The organism is Pseudomonas sp. PNPG3, from assembly GCF_023093815.1.
Taxonomy (GTDB): Bacteria; Pseudomonadota; Gammaproteobacteria; order Pseudomonadales; family Pseudomonadaceae; genus Aquipseudomonas; species Aquipseudomonas asiatica.
Window position 1 is genome coordinate 1 of record NZ_JALLKV010000060.1, and the last position, 17,353, is coordinate 17,353.

At 62.2% G+C, this 17,353-nt stretch carries 19 protein-coding genes; 10 read left to right on the forward strand and 9 right to left on the reverse strand.

Features of this window, described 5'->3' with window-relative positions:
- Nucleotides 1-196: 196 nt before the first annotated feature.
- From lpdA to MJ643_RS26065, 4 genes are read right to left on the reverse strand one after another with little or no spacing between them, the layout of a single operon-like run.
- Nucleotides 197-1,576, reverse strand: a complete 1,380-nt coding sequence (lpdA, locus tag MJ643_RS26050) for a dihydrolipoyl dehydrogenase (RefSeq protein ID WP_024087493.1) — start codon at nt 1,574-1,576, stop codon at nt 197-199.
- A gap of 2 nt (nt 1,577-1,578) precedes the next feature.
- Nucleotides 1,579-2,865, reverse strand: coding sequence for a dihydrolipoamide acetyltransferase family protein (locus MJ643_RS26055; RefSeq protein ID WP_024087492.1), 1,287 nt, complete (start codon nt 2,863-2,865; stop codon nt 1,579-1,581).
- Nucleotides 2,866-3,924: an alpha-ketoacid dehydrogenase subunit beta gene (locus tag MJ643_RS26060; RefSeq protein ID WP_015271253.1), complete on the reverse strand. Its 1,059-nt coding sequence runs from the start codon at nt 3,922-3,924 to the stop codon at nt 2,866-2,868.
- 1 nt (nt 3,925) lies between these two features.
- Nucleotides 3,926-5,158, reverse strand: a complete 1,233-nt coding sequence (locus tag MJ643_RS26065; protein WP_013973636.1) for a 3-methyl-2-oxobutanoate dehydrogenase (2-methylpropanoyl-transferring) subunit alpha — start codon at nt 5,156-5,158, stop codon at nt 3,926-3,928.
- Between the two features lie 198 nt (nt 5,159-5,356).
- Between MJ643_RS26065 and bkdR the strand changes: the two genes are divergently transcribed.
- A complete protein-coding gene (bkdR, locus tag MJ643_RS26070) occupies nt 5,357-5,842 on the forward strand; it encodes a Bkd operon transcriptional regulator BkdR (protein ID WP_012273540.1) in 486 nt (161 codons plus the stop codon).
- Between the two features lie 94 nt (nt 5,843-5,936).
- Here the strand turns inward: bkdR and MJ643_RS26075 are convergent, their stop codons facing one another.
- On the reverse strand, nt 5,937-6,518 hold the full coding sequence (locus MJ643_RS26075; RefSeq protein ID WP_024087491.1) for a hypothetical protein: 582 nt from the start codon (nt 6,516-6,518) through the stop codon (nt 5,937-5,939).
- Between the two features lie 247 nt (nt 6,519-6,765).
- Between MJ643_RS26075 and MJ643_RS26080 the strand changes: the two genes are divergently transcribed.
- The gene (locus MJ643_RS26080; RefSeq protein WP_003257254.1) at nt 6,766-8,106 is read left to right on the forward strand and encodes an MFS transporter; all 1,341 of its coding nucleotides are present in this window, start codon (nt 6,766-6,768) and stop codon (nt 8,104-8,106) included.
- Between the two features lie 343 nt (nt 8,107-8,449).
- Here the strand turns inward: MJ643_RS26080 and MJ643_RS26085 are convergent, their stop codons facing one another.
- The 4 genes from MJ643_RS26085 to flgA all read right to left on the reverse strand — a co-directional run bounded on the left by MJ643_RS26085 (nt 8,450) and on the right by flgA (nt 11,021).
- Nucleotides 8,450-9,193, reverse strand: a complete 744-nt coding sequence (locus MJ643_RS26085; RefSeq protein ID WP_024087489.1) for a flagellar brake protein — start codon at nt 9,191-9,193, stop codon at nt 8,450-8,452.
- A gap of 79 nt (nt 9,194-9,272) precedes the next feature.
- A complete protein-coding gene (locus tag MJ643_RS26090; protein WP_013973632.1) occupies nt 9,273-9,740 on the reverse strand; it encodes a flagellar protein FlgN in 468 nt (155 codons plus the stop codon).
- A gap of 49 nt (nt 9,741-9,789) precedes the next feature.
- Nucleotides 9,790-10,104: a flagellar biosynthesis anti-sigma factor FlgM gene (flgM, locus tag MJ643_RS26095; RefSeq protein WP_023661394.1), complete on the reverse strand. Its 315-nt coding sequence runs from the start codon at nt 10,102-10,104 to the stop codon at nt 9,790-9,792.
- A gap of 164 nt (nt 10,105-10,268) precedes the next feature.
- Entirely contained in the window at nt 10,269-11,021 is a 753-nt protein-coding gene (flgA, locus tag MJ643_RS26100; protein WP_023661395.1) for a flagellar basal body P-ring formation chaperone FlgA, read from the reverse strand.
- A 77-nt stretch (nt 11,022-11,098) separates the two neighbouring features.
- Between flgA and MJ643_RS26105 the strand changes: the two genes are divergently transcribed.
- From MJ643_RS26105 to flgF, 8 genes are all read left to right on the forward strand, one after another.
- On the forward strand, nt 11,099-12,028 hold the full coding sequence (locus MJ643_RS26105) for a chemotaxis protein CheV (RefSeq protein ID WP_013973629.1): 930 nt from the start codon (nt 11,099-11,101) through the stop codon (nt 12,026-12,028).
- 51 nt (nt 12,029-12,079) lie between these two features.
- A complete protein-coding gene (gene cheR, locus MJ643_RS26110) occupies nt 12,080-12,907 on the forward strand; it encodes a protein-glutamate O-methyltransferase CheR (RefSeq protein ID WP_023661396.1) in 828 nt (275 codons plus the stop codon).
- Nucleotides 12,908-13,256: 349 nt separating this feature from the next.
- The gene (flgB, locus tag MJ643_RS26115; protein WP_023661397.1) at nt 13,257-13,667 is read left to right on the forward strand and encodes a flagellar basal body rod protein FlgB; all 411 of its coding nucleotides are present in this window, start codon (nt 13,257-13,259) and stop codon (nt 13,665-13,667) included.
- A 2-nt stretch (nt 13,668-13,669) separates the two neighbouring features.
- Complete coding sequence (gene flgC / locus MJ643_RS26120; RefSeq protein ID WP_025340101.1) at nt 13,670-14,113, forward strand: flagellar basal body rod protein FlgC; 444 nt, start codon at nt 13,670-13,672, stop codon at nt 14,111-14,113.
- Nucleotides 14,114-14,125: 12 nt separating this feature from the next.
- Nucleotides 14,126-14,827, forward strand: a complete 702-nt coding sequence (gene flgD, locus MJ643_RS26125) for a flagellar hook assembly protein FlgD (RefSeq protein ID WP_013973625.1) — start codon at nt 14,126-14,128, stop codon at nt 14,825-14,827.
- A 28-nt stretch (nt 14,828-14,855) separates the two neighbouring features.
- The gene (gene flgE / locus MJ643_RS26130) at nt 14,856-16,178 is read left to right on the forward strand and encodes a flagellar hook protein FlgE (RefSeq protein ID WP_023661398.1); all 1,323 of its coding nucleotides are present in this window, start codon (nt 14,856-14,858) and stop codon (nt 16,176-16,178) included.
- A 60-nt stretch (nt 16,179-16,238) separates the two neighbouring features.
- Entirely contained in the window at nt 16,239-16,409 is a 171-nt protein-coding gene (locus tag MJ643_RS26135) for a hypothetical protein (protein ID WP_013973623.1), read from the forward strand.
- A gap of 159 nt (nt 16,410-16,568) precedes the next feature.
- Nucleotides 16,569-17,309 carry a flagellar basal-body rod protein FlgF gene (flgF, locus tag MJ643_RS26140; protein WP_208209648.1) on the forward strand — a complete coding sequence of 247 codons (741 nt, stop codon included), beginning with the start codon at nt 16,569-16,571 and terminating at the stop codon, nt 17,307-17,309.
- The last annotated feature ends 44 nt before the right edge of the window (nt 17,310-17,353 follow it).

Consider the following 17,353-nt stretch of genomic DNA (forward strand, 5'->3'; position numbering starts at 1 on the left):
TACCCATAGATCCCCCAAGGGTTGGATTGGTGTCCAACTTCTTGGGGGCAGTCCAGGTGCGCCACTGCTCTCACGGGCAGTGATGTCCCTGTGGGAGCGGGTTTACCCGCGAAGAGGCCGGCACTGACTCGCCCATGAAAAAAGACCCGCAACGCCAGGGGCGCTGCGGGCCAAATCGGCCTCGGCCGCTTCAGTGTCAGATATGCAGGGCGTGGCCCAGCGCGCGCAGCGCCGCTTCCTGTACCGCCTCACCCAGTGTCGGGTGGGCATGGATGGTGCCGGCCACATCCTCCAGGCACGCGCCCATTTCCAGCGACTGGGCAAACGCCGTCGACAACTCGGAAACCGCCACGCCAACCGCCTGCCAACCCAGGATCAGGTGGTTGTCACGGCGCGCCACCACCCGCACGAAACCGCTTTTCGATTCCAGGCTCATGGCCCGGCCATTGGCGGCGAACGGGAACTGCGCGACGATGCAGTCCAGCCCTTGCTGGCTGGCTTGCTCCAGGGTCTTGCCGACCACCACCACTTCCGGGTCGGTGAAACACACCGCGGCGATCGCGCTGGGTTCGAAACGGCGCGCCTTGCCGGCGATGATCTCGGCGACCATCTCGCCCTGGGCCATGGCCCGGTGCGCCAGCATCGGTTCGCCGGCCACGTCGCCGATGGCCCAGACGTTGCGCATGCTGGTCTGGCAGCGCTCGTCGATGGCGACGGCGGCGCCGTTCATCTTCAGGTCCAGGCACTCCAGGTTGAAACCTTGCGTGCGTGGCCGGCGGCCCACGGCCACCAGTACCTGGTCGGCTTCCAGGCGCAGTTGGCCGCCCTGGCCATCACGGGCCAGCAGGCAGCCGCCTTCGTAACCTTCGACGCTATGGCCCAGGTGCAGGGTGATGCCCAGCTTCTTCAGCGATTCGGCCACCGGGGCGGTCAGCTCGCTGTCGTAGGTTGGCAGGATGCGCTCGCGCGCCTCCACCACGCTGACCCGGGCGCCCAGCTTGCGGTAGGCGATGCCCAGCTCGAGGCCGATGTAGCCGCCGCCCACCACTACCAGGTGCTGCGGCAGGGTTTTCGGCGCCAGGGCTTCGGTCGAGGAAATGATCGGCCCACCCAGCGGCAGCATTGGCAGTTCGACGCTGCTGGAGCCAGTGGCCAGCAGCAGGTGCTCGCACTGGATACGCTGGCCATCGACCTCGACCTGCTTGCCGTCGAGCACCTTCGCCCAGCCATGGATCACCTTGACCCCGTGCTTTTTCAGCAGCGCGGCGACGCCGGTGGTCAGGCGGTCGACGATGCCGTCCTTCCAGGCCACGCTCTGGCCGATGTCCAGGCGCGGCGAGGCGACGCTGATGCCCAGCTCCGACGGGCCGGCAAAGCGCGAGGTCTGGTGGAACTGCTCGGCCACGTGGATCAGCGCCTTGGACGGGATGCAGCCGATGTTCAGGCAGGTACCGCCCAGTGCCTGGCCTTCCACCAGCACGGTGGGGATGCCCAGTTGCCCGGCGCGGATGGCAGCCACGTAGCCGCCAGGGCCGCCGCCGATGATCAACAGGGTAGTCTGGATAGTCTGTTGCATGCTCACTCCACGAACAGGCAGGCGGGTTGTTCGAGCAGGCCGCGCACGGCCTGGATGAACAGCGCGGCGTCCATGCCATCGACCACGCGGTGGTCGAACGAGCTGGACAGGTTCATCATCTTGCGCACGACGATCTGGCCGTCGATCACCACAGGCCGCTCGACCATGCGGTTGACGCCGACGATCGCCACTTCCGGGGTGTTGACCACCGGCGTGCTGACTATACCGCCCAGTGCGCCCAGGCTGGTCAGGGTGATGGTCGAACCGGACAGCTCATCGCGGCTGGCCTTGTTGTTGCGAGCAGCGTTGGCCAGGCGCGAGATCTCGCCGGCATTGCTCCACAGGCTGCCAGCTTCGGCATGGCGCAGCACCGGCACCATCAGGCCGTTGTCACCCTGGGTGGCGATGCCCACATGCACCGCGCCATGGCGGGTGATGACCTGGGCTTCGTCGTCATAGGTGGCGTTGATCTGCGGGAAGTCGCGCAGTGCCACGACCAGGGCGCGAACCAGGAACGGCAGCAGGGTCAGCTTGCCGCGGCTGTCGCCGTGCTTGCTGTTGAGTTGCTGGCGCAGAGCTTCCAGGGCGGTGACGTCGATCTCTTCCACATAACTGAAGTGCGCGACCCGGCGCTTGGCGTCCTGCATGCGCTGGGCGATCTTGCGGCGCAGGCCGATCACCGGTACCTGCTCGCTGTCGGTGCGCTTGGCATAGCCGCTCGGCGCTTGCCCGCCAGCGCTGTGCGGCTTGCTCATGAAGGCGTCGAGGTCTTCGTGCAGGATACGCCCGGCCGGGCCGCTGCCATGCACGTAACGCAGTTCGATACCGGCATCCAGGGCACGCTTGCGCACCGCCGGCGAGGCCAGTGGCTTGTCGCCTGGCTGGCGCGGCACGATCGGGGCTGCCTCGTGGTTGACGGCGGCCTGGCACGCGGCCGGTCTTGCTTCCTTCTGCGGCTCTGGCCTGGCTGCCACAGGGGCTGCGGGGGCTTGGACCTGTTCGGGCTTTGGCGCATCCTTGGTGGGAGCATCCACATGGTTGCCGCTGCCTTCCACTTCGATGCGGATCAGCTCGCTGCCGACCGCCATCACTTCACCGGGCTGCCCACCCAGGGCCAGCACCTTGCCGCTGACCGGCGAAGGGATTTCCACGGTGGCCTTGTCGGTCATGACGTCGGCCACTACCTGGTCTTCGGCGATCATGTCGCCGACCTTGACGAACCACTCGACCAACTCGACCTGCGCGATGCCTTCGCCAATGTCCGGCATCTTGATGACGTGCGTGCCCATTCAGACCTCCATGACCTTTTTCAATGCCGCACCTACCCGCGAAGGCCCTGGGAAGTAAGCCCATTCCTGTGCGTGGGGGTAGGGGGTGTCCCAGCCGGTGACGCGCTCGATCGGCGCCTCCAGGTGGTGGAAGCAATGTTCCTGTACCAGCGATACCAGTTCGGCGCCAAAGCCGCAGGTGCGGGTAGCTTCGTGTACCACCACGCAGCGGCCGGTCTTTTTAACCGACTCGACGATGGTCTCCAGGTCCAGCGGCCAAAGGCTGCGCAGGTCGATCACCTCGGCGTCGACGCCGGTTTCTTCGGCGGCCACCTGGGCCACGTACACCGTGGTGCCGTAGGTCAGCACGGTCACGTCATTGCCGGGGCGGGTAATGGCTGCCTTGTCCAGCGGCACGCTGTAGTAGCCATCGGGTACGGCGCTTTGCGGGTGCTTCGACCATGGGGTGACAGGGCGGTCGTGGTGGCCGTCGAACGGGCCGTTGTACAGGCGCTTGGGTTCCAGGAAGATCACCGGGTCATCGCATTCGATCGAGGCGATCAGCAGGCCCTTGGCGTCATACGGGTTGGACGGCATGACAGTGCGCAGGCCACACACCTGGGTGAACATCGCTTCCGGGCTCTGGCTGTGGGTCTGGCCGCCATAGATCCCGCCACCGCAGGGCATGCGCAGGGTCAACGGGGCGATGAACTCGCCGGCCGAGCGGTAACGCAGGCGCGCCATCTCGGAAACGATCTGGTCGGAGGCCGGGTAGAAGTAGTCGGCGAACTGGATTTCCACTACCGGGCGCAAACCATAGGCACCCATGCCCACGGCGGTGCCGACGATGCCGCTCTCCGAGATCGGCGCGTCGAACACGCGGGACTTGCCGTACTTGTTCTGCAGGCCTTCGGTGCAGCGGAACACGCCGCCGAAGTAACCGACGTCCTGGCCGTAGATCACCACATTGTCGTCGCGCTCGAGCATGACATCCATGGCCGAGCGCAGGGCCTGGATCATGGTCATGGTAGTGGTGGCCATGGCGGTTTCCGGGTTGATGCTGTTGTTGTGGTCGTTCATCTCAAACCCCCAGTTCCTGGCGTTGACGGCGCAGGTGGTCGGGCATTTCCTTGTACACGTCCTCGAACATCGAGGCAGCACTCGGGATGTGACCGTTGGCCAGCGTGCCGTACTGCTCGGCTTCCTTCTGCGCGGCTATCACCGCGGCTTCCAGCTCGGCAGTGGTGGCCTGGTGTTCTTCCTCGGACCAGTGGCCGATCTTGATCAGGTGCTGCTTCAGGCGGGCGATCGGGTCGCCGAGCGGGAAGTGGCTCCAGTCATCGGCCGGGCGGTACTTGGACGGGTCGTCCGAGGTCGAGTGCGGGCCTGCACGGTAGGTGACCCACTCGATCAGGCTCGGGCCCAGGCCACGGCGGGCGCGTTCGGCGGCCCAGCGCGAGGCAGCGTACACGGCGACGAAGTCGTTGCCGTCGACTCGCAGCGAGGCAATGCCGCAACCCACGCCACGGCCGGCGAAGGTGGTCGACTCGCCACCGGCGATGGCCTGGAAGGTGGAGATCGCCCATTGGTTGTTGACCACGTTGAGTATCACCGGGGCGCGGTACACGTGGGCAAAGGTGAGGGCGGTGTGGAAGTCCGACTCGGCGGTTGCGCCGTCGCCGATCCACGCCGAGGCGATCTTGGTATCGCCCTTGATCGCCGAGGCCATGGCCCAGCCGACCGCCTGCACGAACTGGGTCGCCAGGTTGCCGCTGATGGTGAAGAAACCGGCCTCGCGCACCGAATACATGATCGGCAGTTGGCGGCCCTTGAGCGGGTCGCGCTCGTTGGACAGCAACTGGCAGATCATCTCGACCAGCGACACGTCGCGGGCCATCAGGATGCTTTGCTGGCGGTAGGTGGGGAAGCACATGTCGGTGCGGTTCAGCGCCAAGGCCTGGCCGCTGCCGATGGCTTCTTCACCCAGGCTCTGCATGTAGAAGGACATCTTCTTCTGGCGCTGGGCGACCACCATGCGGCTATCGAAAATCCGCGTCTTGAGCATGGCGCGCATGCCCTGGCGGAGAACTTGCGGGTCGATGTCTTCGGCCCACGGGCCTTGCGCGTCGCCTTGCTCGTCGAGCACGCGGATCAGGCTGTAGGACAAATCCGCGGTGTCGGCAGCGTCGACATCGACTGGGGGTTTACGGGCTTGACCTGCATCGTTCAGGCGCAGGTAGGAGAAATCGGTCTGGCAGCCTGGCCGGCCGGTAGGCTCGGGCACATGCAAACGCAGGGGGGCGTACTCGTTCATGCTTTTTACGCTCGCTCGGGTATTTGTTTTTGTGAGCTCTGAAGCGGCCGCCGCTGAGTACCGGCTTGTGACTGGTAGGTCAGCGTCCCCTACATCTTAGTGGTCCGGCAGGAGAATTTTTCTCTCAAGTTGGTTGCCTTTGCCGAGCAGGGCAGATAAACATTCCGCATAAACACAAAAAACCGGTGATTTTGTCTCATGCGCAAACTCGATCGTACCGATATCGGCATTCTCAACAGCCTGCAGGAAAATGCCCGCATCACCAACGCCGAACTGGCCCGCTCGGTGAACCTGTCTCCCACGCCGTGCTTCAACCGGGTTCGGGCCATGGAGGAGCTGGGGGTGATCCGCCAACAGGTGACCTTGCTGTCGCCCGAGGCGTTGGGGCTGGACGTGAACGTGTTCATCCATGTGAGCCTGGAAAAACAGGTCGAGCAGTCGTTGCACCGTTTCGAGGAAGAAATTGCCGAACGGCCCGAAGTGATGGAGTGCTACCTGATGACGGGCGATCCGGACTACCTGTTGCGGGTACTGCTGCCCAGCATCCAGGCACTGGAACGGTTTCTGGATTACCTGACGCGGTTGCCAGGGGTGGCCAACATCCGTTCCAGTTTCGCCCTGAAGCAGGTGCGCTACAAGACGGCCCTGCCGCTGCCTGCCAATGGCATGACCTTGCGGGAATAGGTGTAGCCTGACTGAGGGTTGGCGGTGGCAACGCCTCTTTGGTTCCGGGAGGCAGGGCACCTTCTGGCAGACTTCGCAGGTGTGATGCTGGGTGTCAGGCTAGCCGGATATTCTTCAAGTAGAACGTGAGTATTTCTCCCGGCGCTGCGCTTGCATTCAGAAATTTGTCAAAGGTGAGGCACAGGTCTGTGGATGCGTCTTCAGGCCTTGTCGATGCAACACGATGGCCGTGCTTGTCGCGCAGGTAGAACGGAACTCTTTCGGCGCTGTTCAGGTCGCCGTTCCAATAATCGTGTGTATCGATTTTCCAGTAGTCGCCAAGGCCTGCCAGTTGCGGCTTGAAGTTCGCCACGGCATCCGTGACTCTGCCTATCACGCCTGTCCCATACAGGCCGAGCCAGCCTCTCGGATTTTGCTCAAGCCTCGCGCCTGCGAATTTCCAGTGGTTGTTGCATGAGATGTAGTAGAGGTCCCGTCCCTTCTCCGATGTGATGTACTTGAAATCGAACGCGATACGTACGATCTCGTCCCGCGCATGCGCCTTTCGGTGATTATCGATGCACAACCAGCCATCCTCATCCAGCCATGTGAATGGGTGTTGTCCGACGGATGATTCTGCAACTACAACTCGACCTGCATGGGTATGCAGTTCGGCGGTGAAATCAGCTTTGATCATGTAACCTCCAGTCTCAGTTGATCCCGGGATGGGAAGAGGCAAGCTAAGCCTTTGCCCGGCGAACAATGAGATGGAAACGCTTGGAGCGCAGTCCGGTCTCATGATGCAAGTGCATGATCACGACATGACCGATACTGGACGCGCCCTTGATTCAAGATTTGTCAGGCAGGGGACTGCGCCGCAGCAATTTTGCTTTTATGCTTGGCTGCAACCCATCGCCACCTGACCCGGGAGCCGCAAGGGACCTATGCGAAATATATGGAAGCCGTTTCAGTCGTTGTATTTCGCCGCGCTGATGATGTTGATCGGCTCGGGCCTGCTCAGTACCTACCTGGCCCTGCGCCTGGCAGCCGATCATGTCGACAGCCTGTGGGTGGGTGCCTTGATGGCGGCCAACTACTTTGGCCTGGCGGTCGGCGGCAAGGTCGGCCACCGGTTGATTGGCCGGGTAGGGCACATTCGCGCCTACGCCACTTGCGCTGGCATCGTCGGTGCGGCGGTGCTCGGCCATGGTTTGACCAGCTGGTTGCCGGCCTGGGTCGGGCTGCGGATGATCGTCGGCTTGGGGATGATGTGCCAGTACATGGTCATCGAGAGCTGGCTGAACGAGCAGGCCGACGTCAAGCACCGCGGCGCGGTGTTCAGTGGCTATATGATTGCCTCGTACCTGGGCCTGGTGCTCGGCCAGCTGATTTTGGTGGTGCACCCACAGCTTGGCCTGGAGCTGCTGATGCTGGTGGCCATGTGTTTCACCCTGTGCCTGGTACCGGTCGCCATGACCCGGCGCATACACCCGGCGCCGTTGCGCCCGGCACCGATGGAGCCGAAGTTCTTCATCAAGCGGGTGCCGCAGTCGCTCAGCACGGTGCTGGGCTCGGGGCTGATCGTCGGCTCGTTCTATGGCCTGGCGCCTTTGTATGCCTCCAGTCAGGGCATGACTACCGAGCAGGTCGGTCTGTTCATGGGTAGCTGCATTTTTGCCGGCCTGCTGGTGCAGTGGCCGCTGGGCTGGTTGTCTGACCGCTACGATCGGGCGGTGCTGATCCGCAGCGTGGCCGTGGGGTTGGCGCTGGCCTCGGCGCCACTTGCAATGCTGCCCAGTGTGCCGCTGGAGTTGCTGTTCGGCATAGGCTTCGTGATTTCGTTGCTGCAGTTCTGCCTCTACCCGCTGGCGGTGGCGTTTTCCAACGACCATGTGGAAAGCGAGCGGCGGGTGTCGCTGACCGCGATGCTGCTGGTGACCTACGGTGTGGGCGCGTGTATCGGGCCGCTGGCGGCAGGCGTGCTGATGAAGGTGCTGGGCCCGCAGATGCTGTATGCCTTCTTCGTGTTCTTTGCCCTGGTGCTGGTATGGCGCATTCGTCCGAAGGCGGTCACCGGGCTGCACCAGGTGCAGGATGCGCCTTTGGGCCACGTTGCGATGCCGGCTGCCGGTTCGCCACTGTCGGCGGCGCTGGACCCACGGGTGGATGAGCAGACGGTGCAGGAGGTAATGCAGGCGCCGGTGGCGGCTGAGGATACCGAGGCGGAGGAGAAGGGGGCTGACAAGGAGCCTGAGCCGGAAGGTGAGGTCAGCAAGTCGGTGTAGGCCTGTGCCGGCCTCTTCGCGGGCGCGCCCGCTCCCACATGAAGTTGCGCCGGGCTCAAGGCTTGCGCTGTACCTGTGGGAGATCTGTCGCGTAGAGAACTGAATCCGCAAGCAGTACGCGTACCCTGTGGGAGCGGCTTTAGCCGCGAAGAATCCAACGCGGTGCATGGCACCGGCTGCGCCGGTGTTCGCGGCTAAAGCCGCTCCCACAGAGTCCCCGCTAATTCAATGAGTTATGTGCAGCTCTATGAGAGCGGGCGTGCCCGCGAAGAGGCCGGCACAGGAGAATCACAAATGAAAACGCCACCTTGATAGGTGGCGTTTTTTTTCATTCAGCCGACGATCAATAGTCGTCCTTGTCGAACCGCCGCGCTTCACGCTGCAACTGGTACACGAAGCTCTCGACCTTGCGCTGCGCCTGCCCGGTAAGGTTATGGAAGCGCACGCCGGCAAAGGTGGTATTGATCCGCTCTTCATAGTGCAGGTGGCGCAGCTCGACCATGGTATCGACCAGGCTCAGTGGGGTGCCTGCCTTGAAGCGTTCATATACCTGGCCAAGTTGCAGGCGATCCTCGACATTGCCTTCGAAGCGCAGTTTGCAGCCGGTGGCGGAGATGTCCAGCAGCTTCCCACGCAGGGCGCCGTTGCCCTTGAGGTGGGTACCATCGAGGATGATATCGACCAGCTGTGATAGCTTCAGCGCGGCGCGGAAAGCATTGCGGCGCTGGTGGTAGGTCATCTCCTGAGGCATGGCGCCGCGGTAGCAGCGGTGGCCGTCGACTTCGCTGATCCTCAACGCCTGGTTGCAGTCCCAGGCGATACGCACGCCATCATGGAAGCCTTCGACGCGGAAGTGTTCGCCGTTCTCGATGAATTTCTCACCATCGCGCGGAATCATCTCGTCCAGCGCCAGGGTGTTGCTTTCACGGTCCACGTGCACCACGTAGCTCTGGAAGCGCTGGCTGCGGTCGTGGAAGGTGATGATCAGGGGGTCGTGGCTTTCCTGCAGCTGCCGCAAATTGGCCGCAATCTCCAAAGGGGTGTTCAGCACCTTTGGCGGCTGCGGGGCATCGGATTCATTGAACACGGCTTATCGTTCTCCAGGCAAAAGCGACACACGCAATTAACGGCATTTTGCCAGTATGTTCCGTGCCTTGATAGAAAAATCACACTTGGCTGAGCGCCCGTGGCTTGGCCAGCGGCGAGGTGCTGCCGCGGCTGTCGTAGAGCGACGGAGAGTCTCCGCCCATGAGGATGCGGATCTGGTTGTTGGTGACGTGCTGCTGCACCTGGATGATCCGGCCATTGGTCTGGTTGACCTGCTGACAGCTGTCCATCAGCTGCGAAAGCATGTCGAGCCGCTGCAGCATCGTATCGCCATGGGCCGATTGCGCAGCCAGCGCCTGCACACCTGCCCGATCTGCACTCAGGCCCAGGCTGCCGAGCAACTGGCTCCGGCGCTGGCCGTGCTGCTCGAGCAAGATGATCAACGACTGCTTGCGCGCCAGGATCTGTTCCAGCAGCGGCATGTCGCGGCCATGCAGGGCGATCGCTTCCTTTTGCAGAAGGTCAAGCAGTTCCTGCAGCGGGGCAATGTCATCTTCGATCAGTTGCAGCAAGGTGGTGTCGTGCATGGCTAACTCTTGGCTTTTCTAGCGTCCGTGAAGTCAGCGCGCCGAACGGTCAGCGCTGGGCTTCGAAATCGAGCAGTTTGCTGGCGACCCGGCCGGCATCGACCTGGTAGCTGCCGTCGGCGATCGCCTGTTTCAACTGGGCCACACGGGCACTGTTGACCACCGGCTCGTCGCGCAGCTTGTCGCTGATCTTCTGCAACTGCTGGGCCTCTTGGCTGAGGTGTACCGCTTCTCCGCTGGCGCTGGTGCCGGTTGCCGCTTCCTGGCTGGCTGCCGGTTTTTCGGCGCTGCCGGACGCGGTGTTGCCGCGCACGCCGCCCGTGACGGACGGAGAATTATTCAAACGACTGAAGTCGATGACCATGATCAGAAACCTCTGGGTATTTGGACGCTTGCCTTGTTTTCGGCCAACCCGAAAGAAACTTTAGGCACAAATGCATAGCCGCCTGTCAGCAAGCTCGCGAACCCGTTTTCTGACACAGTTTAGGAAAAGCGGTTCCTCACCGCCAGCGCAAATCAATGGGCTGGCTACATACTCACCTCGACCTGTCCAGGGCCGGTCACCCTGGCCTTGATCACCCGTTTGGAATTGAGGTTGCGCACCCGGATCTGTTCGCTCAGGCCACCCTTGCTCAGGGCCTCCCCGGGCATGCGTACACTCAGGCTGCCGCTGCGGGCGACGATCACCACGTGGTCGCCCTTGCGTACCACTTCGGCCTGTTCCAGGTGTTGCGGGGTGAGTACCTGGTCGATCACCGTGGGCCGCAGCATCTTCATGCCCACCGCCTGCTCCAGTTCGGTCAGGAAGCCTTGGCCCAGGGTTCCGACATCCCGCTCGCGCAGGGCCACGTCGCCTTCGCCCACCACGTTGTCGCGCTTGAGTGGTCGGGTCACCACCACCACGTTGCGGAACAGCCGCACAGTGGCTGGCACGAACACGGTCCAGGGCGCCGAGCCTTCGCAGCGCACCTTCACCGTGACGCGGCCCAACGGCTGGGCCGGGCTTTCAAGCGAGGCGTCCAGCTGCTGGCTGCACAGCGGCATGCGCAGGCGCGGGTCCAGCGGGTTGACCTGGATCTCGTAACGGCCGGCGGTCTGGGTGGTGGCCAGATAATCTTCGACGCTGAATTCAAGAAACCCTTGAGTGACACCGATAAGTTGTTCAGGCAAGGTAAACGCGTCCGCTACCGTGCGAGCGCCGGGCACCAGCAGGCACAGCATGGCCAGCGAGCCAGTCAGCAGGCGCGTCAGTCGTCGGAAAAATGTCGTTTTCGTGTACATGGCGCTCAAAAAAGCAAAGCCCGTGCCGACTCGCTACCTGAGTTGCAACGAAAGGCTGAAACATAAAGGAGTCTGGCATGGCAGGTGTTATGGATTCGGTCAACCAGCGCACGCAGCTGGTGGGGCAGAATCGCCTGGAATTGCTGCTGTTCCGCCTCAATGGCGAACAGCTTTACGGCATCAACGTATTCAAGGTCAGGGAAGTGCTGCAATGCCCTGCGCTGACCCTGCTGCCCAAGGCGCACCCGGTGGTGCGTGGGGTTGCCAATATTCGCGGGGCGACCATCCCGATCCTCGACCTGTCGATGGCCACCGGATTGCGGCCGCTGCAGGAAGACACGCGCAACAGTTTCGTGATCATCACCGAGTACAACACCAAGACCCAAGGCTTCCTGGTGCATTCGGTGGAGCGCATCGTCAACATGAACTGGGAAGAGATCCATCCGCCACCCAAGGGCACTGGCCGCGACCACTACCTGACCGCGGTCACCCGGGTGGACAACCGCATGGTCGAGATCATCGATGTGGAGAAGGTGCTGGCCGAAGTGGCGCCGTCCTCTGAGTCGGTGTCGGCTGGTGTGATCGATGCCGAGGTGCAGGACAAGGCCGTGCTGCTGCGGGTGCTCACCGTCGACGATTCGTCGGTGGCGCGCAAACAGGTCAGCCGCTGCCTGCAGACCGTGGGGGTCGAGGTGGTGGCGCTCAATGACGGCCGTCAGGCCCTGAACTACCTGCGCCAGCTGGTGGATGAGGGCAAGAAGCCGGAAGAAGAGTTCCTGATGATGATCTCGGACATTGAAATGCCGGAAATGGACGGCTATACGCTAACGGCAGAGATCCGCAGTGACCCACGCATGCAAAAATTGCACATCTGCCTGCATACTTCGCTTTCCGGGGTGTTCAACCAGGCGATGGTCAAGAAGGTCGGTGCCGATGACTTCCTGGCCAAGTTCAAGCCGGACGACCTGGCCCAGCGGGTGGTCGACCGGATCAAGGCGGCGCATTGAAGCAGCCGGGGGCAGGCCCCCGGCACCAGTGATTGAAAAGAGGCGGCAGTAGTGTCTACGGGTAATTTGGATTTCGAACAGTTCCGGGTCTTCCTGGAGAAAGCCTGTGGCATCCTGCTGGGCGAGAATAAGCAGTATCTGGTTTCCAGCCGTCTCAACAAGCTGATGGAGCAACAGGGCATCAAGAGCCTGGGCGAACTGGTGCAGCGCATCCAGGCCCAACCGCGCGGCGGCTTGCGCGAGCAGGTGGTCGATGCCATGACCACCAACGAGACCCTGTGGTTTCGCGATACCTACCCGTTCGAGGTGCTGAAGAACAAGGTCATCCCCGAGTTCATCCGCAACAACCCTGGCCAGCGCCTGCGCATGTGGTCGGCGGCCTGTTCGTCGGGGCAGGAGCCGTATTCCATCTCGATGGCTATCGACGAGTTCGAGCGCAGCAACCTCGGCCAGTTGAAGATGGGCGCGCAAATCGTGGCCACCGACCTGTCCGGCACCATGCTGACCAACTGCAAGACCGGCGAGTACGACAGCCTGGCGATTGCCCGTGGCTTGTCCCAGGAGCGCCTGCAGCGCTACTTCGAAACCAAGGGGCCGGGGCGCTGGGCAGTCAAGCCGGCGATTCGCAGCCGCGTCGAGTTCCGCTCGTTCAACCTGCTCGACAGCTATGCCAGCCTGGGCAAGTTCGATGTGGTGTTCTGCCGTAACGTGCTCATCTACTTCTCGGCGCAGGTGAAGAAGGACATCCTGTTGCGTATCCACAGTACCTTGAAGCCGGGCGGCTATCTGTTCCTCGGGGCTTCCGAGGCGCTGAACGGCCTGCCGGACCATTACCAGATGGTGCAGTGCAGTCCGGGGATCATCTACCAGGCCAAGTAACCAAGAGGGCCGGCAGCGAAAGTTGCCGGCCTTTTTGTTTGCCTGTGCCGGCCTCTTCGCGGGTGAACCCGCTCCTACAGGGTCGGCGCGGTACCTGTGGGAGCGGGTGCACCCGCGAAGAGGCCGGCGCAGGAGAAATGCTGACGTCAATTTTTTGTTTTGCCGCTTTTGCCGCCCGGCAATTGCCGCTTTCGCGGCCGAAGGCGGAAGGCCTTTGCCGCTTTTCTGGCATCACTCTGACAGCACCTCGCTCTCCAAGCCCGTATTTCCGGGCTTTCGGTTGTTTGGCACAGCCCTTGCTAAACCTTGGCCAACGATATTCCGGTCAACCTCCGAAGGTTTCCCCGACATGAGCATCAGCTTCGACAAGGCGCTTGGTATTCACGAAAAGGCTCTGGGCTTCCGCGCCCAGCGTGCCGAAGTGCTGGCCAACAACATCGCCAACGCCGACACGCCCAATTACAAGGCGCGAGACATGGACTTCGCTTCGGTGCTCGCTGCCGAGAGCGACAAGCAGCAGAGCGGCGGCCGTTTCAGCCTGGATCGTACCAACAGCCGCCATATCGAGGCCGAGGGCCTGGCCATGGTTGACGATACCCTCAAGTACCGCACGCCAACGCAGCCGTCGATCGACCAGAACACCGTGGACGCGCAGATCGAGCAATCGAACTACACCGAAAACGCCATCGGCTTCCAGGCCAGCTTCACCTTGCTCAACAGTAAATTCAAAGGGCTGGTTTCGGCCCTGCGGGGAGAATGACCATGTCCCTTTCCAGTGTCTTCAACATTGCCGGTAGCGGCATGAGTGCGCAGAACACGCGCCTTAACACCGTTGCTTCCAACATCGCCAACGCCGAGACCGTGTCCTCGAGCATCGACCAGACCTACCGCGCTCGCCACCCGGTGTTCGCAACCACCTTCCAGGACGCGCAGGCCGGCGGTAGCCAGTCGCTGTTCGAAGACCAGGGCGAGGCAGGGCAGGGCGTGCAGGTAAAAGGCATTGTCGAGGATCAAAGCAACCTGGAGGCCCGTTACGAGCCCAACCACCCAGCGGCGAACAAGGACGGTTACGTCTACTACCCGAACGTCAACGTGGTCGAAGAGATGGCTGACATGATCTCCGCCAGCCGCGCGTTCCAGACCAACGCCGAGCTGATGAATACGGCCAAGAGCATGATGCAGAAAGTCCTGACCCTGGGGCAGTGATAGGAAGCCGACATGACCACCACCAATTCCACCACCGAGGCCGGTAGCGCGTACCTGACCTCGCTGCAGAAACAGACGTCGAAGACCGACAGCAGCACAGGCAGCGCCGGCAGCGCCTTGGGCAAGGATGCATTCCTGCAGTTGCTGGTTACCCAGATGAAGAACCAGAACCCGCTCGACCCGCAGGAAAACGGCGAGTTCGTGGCGCAGCTGGCGCAGTTCAGCAGCCTCGAAAGCATGCAGTCTCTGAATGATTCGGTGACCAGTATCGCGGCCGGTTTGCAGTCATCCCAGGCCTTGCAGGCGTCGTCATTGGTCGGGCGCAACGTAATTGTCGAGACCAGCAAGGCTCTGGTCGACACCAGCAAGGAAATGAAAGGTACGGTCAATCTGACGTCGTCCAGTACTGCCACTTCGGTGGGCATCTACGACAAGGACGACAAGCTGGTGCGCACCATCGACCTGGGTACGCAGAAAGCCGGCAAGATCGACTTTACCTGGAATGGCCTGAATGACGACGGCGAAGCCGTCGCAGCAGGTGCCTACACCTTCAAGGCCACCGCCTCGATCGATGGCAAGGCCACCACCATGACCACCAACCTGCCGGCCTCGGTCACCAGTGTGACCATGGGCACCAACGGTTCGGAGATGACGCTCAACCTGGCTGGGCTGGGCAGTGTTGCGCTTTCCAAAATCCAAAGCATCGGCATCTAGGGCCTGAGCAAAACGACAGGAGTTACACATGTCTTTCAATACCGGCCTTAGCGGCCTCTATGCAGCGAACAAGGCCCTGAACGTTACCGGCAACAACATTGCCAACGTTGCCACCACCGGCTTCAAATCGTCGCGTGCCGAATTCGCCGACCAGTATTCCAACTCCATTCGCGGCACCAGCGCCGGCAAGACCGTGGTGGGCACTGGTGTGAAGACTGCTGCGGTGTCGCAGATGTTCTCCCCGGGCAATATCAACGGCACCGGCCAGGCCTTGGACATGGCCATCGATGGCAACGGCTTCTTCGTGATGAGCGACGGCGGTTCGAAGATCTACACCCGTGCCGGTGCGTTCTACAGCGACAAGGATGGTTACGTGGTCAACTCGTCGGGCGCCAACCTGCAAGGTTATGCAGTGGATGCCAATGGCAAGATCATGCAGGGCGTGCTGACCAACCTGCAGATCGATACCTCGAACCTGACGCCCAATCCGACCGGAAAAATCTCCGAGAACGTCAACCTGAACTCCAGTGCCACCGCGCCGGCTGTGACGCCGTTCGATCCCACCAATACCGGCAGCTACAACTACACATTCAACACTGACGTGTACGACAGCCAGGGTAACGCGCACCAGTTGAACCAGTACTTCGTCAAGGATGCCAGCAGCAACTCCTGGACCATGTACACCACCATCGATGGGCGTAACCCGGCCGACCCGACCTTGACCACGCCACTGACCAACAAGCTGCCGTTCAAGTCTGACGGCACCCTGGACACCGCGGCCATGACCGCAGGCCCGGTAGCCGGTGGCATGACCATCGCTGCCGACAAGACCTTCACTCTGGGCAACTGGATCCCGGCGCAGAAGAACGCTGCCGGCGTATGGAGCCCTAACGGCGCCACTGCCAACCTGGCCGGGGTGAACCTGGACATGCTCGGCACCACTCAGTACAACGCGGCAAGCGCCACCACCGCCAAGAGCCAGGACGGCTTCGCTACCGGTGAGCTGTCGGGCCTGACCATCGATCAAAGCGGCAACATGTTCGCCAACTTCACCAACGGCCAGGACAAGGTAATCGGCCAGGTGGCCATCGCCAACTTCGCCAACCTGCAGGGCCTGACGCCGATTGGCGGTACCAGCTGGCAAGAGTCCTACGCCTCGGGTGTGCCGGTAATCGGCGCTCCGGACACGGGTACTCTTGGCCAGATCAGTGGCGGTGCGCTGGAAGACTCCAACGTCGACCTGACCGGCGAGCTGGTCAACCTGATCAAGGCACAGAGCAACTATCAGGCCAACGCCAAGACCATCTCCACCGAAAGCACCATCATGCAGACCATCATCCAGATGGCCTGATGGTCATTGGGGCCGCAAAGCGGCCCCAAATTCTCGAGGTCCCAACGCATGAAACGGCTAATGCTCACAATCCTGTTGACCATGGCCCTGCCGCTCGCGGCCGCTCCCGCCCCGTTCTACCAATGGCAAAGCCTGGCCACCGGTCGCTACATGTGCTCGGCCAGCAGCCCGGGCGAAGGCTGGGTGCGCCATTCCGGTCCCTACAACAACGCCGCTTGCCGCACCTTCTAAGCAAACCCTTGCCGCAGGCGGCAAACATCCGCCGACAAACTGACGTTTATTGCCCCTCACCGTGCTGAACCCCCTGTAAACAAGGGCTTTCAGAGTTGGTTCGATTATTGCTTTGACCTGCGCAGTGACAGCGCGGCAGCTACGCGCAGAGGAGATGCTGTGGACAAACTGCTTTATGTGGCCATGACCGGCGCCAGCCAGAACGCGCTGGCGCAGAAGGCCCACGCCAACAACCTGGCGAACATTTCCACCAACGGTTTCCAGCGTGACCTGGAGCAGGCACGTTCGATGCCGGTGTTCGGCGACAGCTTTCCGTCGCGCGCCTTTGCCATGACCGAACGCCCGGCCACCGACTTCAGTGAGGGCCCAATGGTCGAGACCGGCCGCGACCTGGATGTGGCGGTGACCGGCAAGGGGTTCATTGCCGTGCAGGCGCCCGATGGCAGCGAAGCCTACGTGCGTACCGGCGGCTTGAACATCGATGCCCTTGGCGTGCTACGTGCCGGCAATGGCATGCCGGTGATCGGTAATGGTGGCCCGATCGCCATTCCGCCGGAGCAGAAGGTGGAAGTGGGCGCCGACGGCACCATCAGCATTCGCTCCATGGGTGAAGACCCGCGGGTGATGGCCGAGGTCGACCGCATCAAGCTGGTCAACCCAGACACCAAAGGCCTGGCCAAGGGCCTGGACGGCTTGATCCATACCCGCGACGGTCAGCCGGCCGACGCCGACGTCAACGTGCGGGTGGTGTCGGGTTTCCTGGAAGGCAGCAACGTCAATGCCGTCGAGGAAATGACCTCGGTGCTGGCGCTGTCCCGTCAGTTCGAACTGCACGTCAAGATGATGAATACGGCCAAGGAAGGCGACGAAGCCATGGCTCGGGTTTTGCAAATCGGCTAATCACTTTTGAACGGGTGCCGTAAAACAGGCGCACGAGGAGAATC